Annotated in this window: 2 protein-coding genes; both read right to left on the minus strand. The window is 65.6% G+C overall.

Annotated elements, in window-relative coordinates; all coding sequences use genetic code 11:
• Positions 1-878: sensor histidine kinase, YfiR-like protein-associated (locus AC1DU6_RS31170; protein WP_477861999.1), on the minus strand; the 878-nt coding region annotated here is incomplete at its 3' end.
• The coding region (locus tag AC1DU6_RS31175) for a TOL_0243 family YfiR-like periplasmic protein (protein ID WP_477862001.1) at positions 875-1399 on the minus strand (525 nt) is incomplete at its 5' end. The genes AC1DU6_RS31175 and AC1DU6_RS31170, both read right to left, overlap by 4 nt.

A 1399-nucleotide genomic window follows, 5' to 3' on the forward strand; every position in this document is an offset into this window, starting at 1 on the left:
AGCACGGCATTCATCGGCGTGCGGATCTCGTGGCTCATGTTGGCGAGGAAGTCGGCCTTGGCGCGGCTCGCGGCCTCGGCCTCCTGGGTGCGAACGACCAGCTCCGCGGTGCGCCGCTCGACGCGCTGCTCCAGCTCCGCGTTCAGCGTGCGTACGGCCACCTCGGCCGTGCTGCGCTCGGCGATCTCATGCTCGAGCGTCTGCAGCATGCCGTTGAAGGATTCGGCCAGCTCTCCGATCTCGTCCTCGGTCGTCTTGCGGGCACGCAGGCTGAAGTCGCGCTGCTGCATGACCTGCTGCGCCACTTCGCTGACAGCCAGCATGGGCCGGGTGATGCGGCGCTGCAGCCGAAAGGACACCAGCAGGCCCAGGGCGAGGCTGCCACCGAGCACGACGCCGAAGATCAGGAGATAGTCCCGCAGCCATTGGGCGACGTCGTAACGGCCATCGATGTAGACCGCTCCCAGGCGGCCATTGGCGCCATTGACCGGCAGCATCACGATCAGATTGCTGCGCAGGACCTGTACCCCCGCAGATGGCGGCTCGGCAGGCAGGGCCGCGCCAGGAGTGGCTGCGTTCACATAGCGCGCAAACAGCTTGCCGCCTGCCGTGTAGATTGCCGCGGCATTGATATTGGGGTCACCGCGCAACTGGCCGAGGGTGTCGGTGGCAACCTTGGAATCATCGAACTCCAGGGCTGTCGCGCTGCCCTGGCCGAGGATGTCGGCTAGCGTTGTCAGTTCGCGCACCGAGCGGTCGCGGTTCTCCACCATGTCGTGATAGAAGAAGGCGGCGCTGGCCCCAAGCAGTGTGCAAGCGTTGACGGCAAGCACCATCAGCAGCAGCTTGGTGCTTATCGAACGCAGCCGGATCCTCATTCAGAGGCCCCTGGGTTCCCGCGCTGTGCGACAGCCAACAGGCGCGAGCTGATCTTGAGCCCATGCCGCTCCGCGTTGCGGACCGAGATCTCGAAGCGCACCCGGTTGTCCACCAGCATGAAGTTGATGACGCAGCCTGCGTCGATGCCGCCTGGGATGTCCGAGACCGTCAGTGTCGGCAGGGCCTTGTAGGGCTCGAGCGTGCGCCTGAGTTGCGGGGTGTCGGCGCCGCTCACAAAGATGAGCTGGACACTGCGGGGCAGTTCTCCGGCCTTGAGAAGGCGCACCTCGACGGGGTGGTCGCTCAGTGAACGGCCCGACGTGAGCTTGTTGAGCTCGGTGGCGATGTCCCCGGCGCCGACGATGCCGATGGTGAAAGGCATCGTGGCATCCACGAAGGCATTCGGCGGCCACTCCACATAGCCGGCGAACTTGTACAGATAGGCGGCCTTGATCTGGGCTTCCAGCGCACGGCTGTCGTTGTCGGCGGCGCCGCTTTGCGCGGCGGCGAAGAAGAGAAG

The organism is Roseateles sp. P5_B10, from assembly GCF_056400485.1.